Genomic DNA, 2194 nt, shown 5'->3' on the forward strand with positions numbered 1-2194 from the left:
CTACACTTACAGAACTAGAAAATCTAACTGTGTATTGGACTTCTATAGAAACCTTGGATGTGTCTAACTGTACGGCATTGAAAACTCTGAACGTTAGGGATACTCCATTACGAACCCTAGATCTGTCACAAAATAACAACATTCATAACTTTCGGGCTCAAAGGAATAACCTAGTAAGCTTGGATATATCAAACCTGAGAGGGAGTGGTATCTTAGGTGGTACTCTAATTGTTAATGAGAACGAAAAATTAAAAAGCCTTTCGATCCCCTCCCTTGAAGGCGCTTATGTGGATATCAGAGACAACACCAGTCTAGAATGTATTACTTATAATGGGAATAACCTTGACGTGCACGATAGTAGTCCTGGAATTTCAGAAGATCATCAAGAGCTATTGACAACAAACGCCTGTGTGGTTCAATTTAACGATTCTAATTTTAAAGAAGCTTTGGTTGCCAATACCAGCATAAACGAAAATCAAGATAGTGAAATAAGTTATGCCGAAGCAACCGCTTATACAGGTACAATAAATGTCTCAGATAAAGATATATCAGATATGACAGGTCTTAATGCCTTTAGTAATATTACAGGATTAGATTGTAGTGAAAATAATTTAAGAAGCGACGGCGCACTAGATTTATCTAACAGTCCGGAACTTGAAGACTTATATTGTAGCGATAATGCTTTAGCCGAAATAGATGTATCTGGCAATACGTTGCTTAAAGATCTCTTTTGTGATGAGAATCAGATAGGTGACTTAGATTTATCTAACAATCCAGCACTTGAACAGTTAAATTGTAGCGAAAATGGTGTTTATTTAACAAGCTTAAACCTAACTAATGGTAATAATGAAAATATTAATTCTATTTCTGCCACAGGTAATTCTAATTTAGATTGTATACAGGTAGATGATGTGGTTTATAGTATTTACAATTGGTCAAACGCCATAGACGGCAATACTATTTTTGCTTCTGGTCCTGATTGTTATGTACAAAGAGCATTCATCACCACCTGGAAAACGGACAATGATGGTCCTTCTGATAATAATCAGATCACCATCCCAACAACTAGCAAATATGACTATAACTATGGGGTAAACTGGGTGAATACGGAAAATGCTTCAAGTAATGGTATGGCGGGGCCTTTTACAGGAAGTGCAACGATTACCTTCCCTGCAACAGGTACCTATGAGGTATCTATTGTTGGGGATTTCCCCACTATCCCCTTCGGTAATGGCGGGGACAAGGACAAGATACTGACCGTGGAGCAGTGGGGCGATATCCAGTGGCAAACTATGTACCGCGTCTTCTACGGCTGTACCAACCTGGATGTCACCGCCACGGATGCCCCCGATCTGAATGCTGTGACAGACACGAGCGGCATGTTCTGGGATGCCAGTTCGCTTACTGGGGAAAACACTGATTTCAACAGCTGGGACGTGAGCGAGATAACGAAGATGAATGACGTGTTCCGCGAAGCTTCGGCCTTCAATGGGGACATTGGTGGCTGGGACACAGGCAATGTTACTAATATGAATTCCATGTTCTTGGGAGCTTCTGCCTTCACTGGGGACATCGGCGCTTGGGATGTCAGTAGTGTCGCCTATATGGCCTGGATGTTCGGCAGAACTTCTGCCTTCAATCAGGACCTTGGCAGTTGGAATTTGAGCAGCATAATGGCTATGAATTCGCTATTCACAGGCGCAACCATAGACTGTGTCAACTATTCGGCCACACTGATCGGATGGGCGGATAATCCGAATACAAATACAAATATTACCCTAACGAATGCCCTGCCCTATGGCGCCCATGCCGTGGATGCCGTAAATACACTTGTGAGTGATAAAGGATGGGTGATTCCCGAAAATGAGGGTGAGGATTGTTATGTACAAAGAGCATTCATCACCACCTGGCAAACGGACAATGATGGTCCTTCTGATGATAATCAGATCACCATCCCAACAACTAACAGTTATGACTATAACTATAGTGTAAGCTGGGTGAATACGGGAAATGCTTCAAGTTCTGATACAGCAGGGCCTTTTACAGAAAGTGCAACGATTACCTTCCCTGAATCAGGTACCTATGAGGTATCCATTACTGGAGATTTCCCCACTATCCGCTTCGACAATGGCGGGGACAAGGACAAGATAACGGCAGTAACCCAGTGGGGCGATATCGAGTGGGAAAGTATGTG

At 42.4% G+C, this 2194-nt stretch carries 1 protein-coding gene; it reads left to right on the top strand.

Annotated features, from left to right (window positions below; genetic code table 11):
- Nucleotides 1-179: 179 nt before the first annotated feature.
- Nucleotides 180-2194: BspA family leucine-rich repeat surface protein (locus ABJV04_RS00005; protein WP_348489053.1), on the top strand; the 2015-nt coding region annotated here is incomplete at its 3' end.

This window comes from Aliiglaciecola sp., assembly GCF_039982535.1.
GTDB lineage: Bacteria > Pseudomonadota > Gammaproteobacteria > Enterobacterales > Alteromonadaceae > Aliiglaciecola.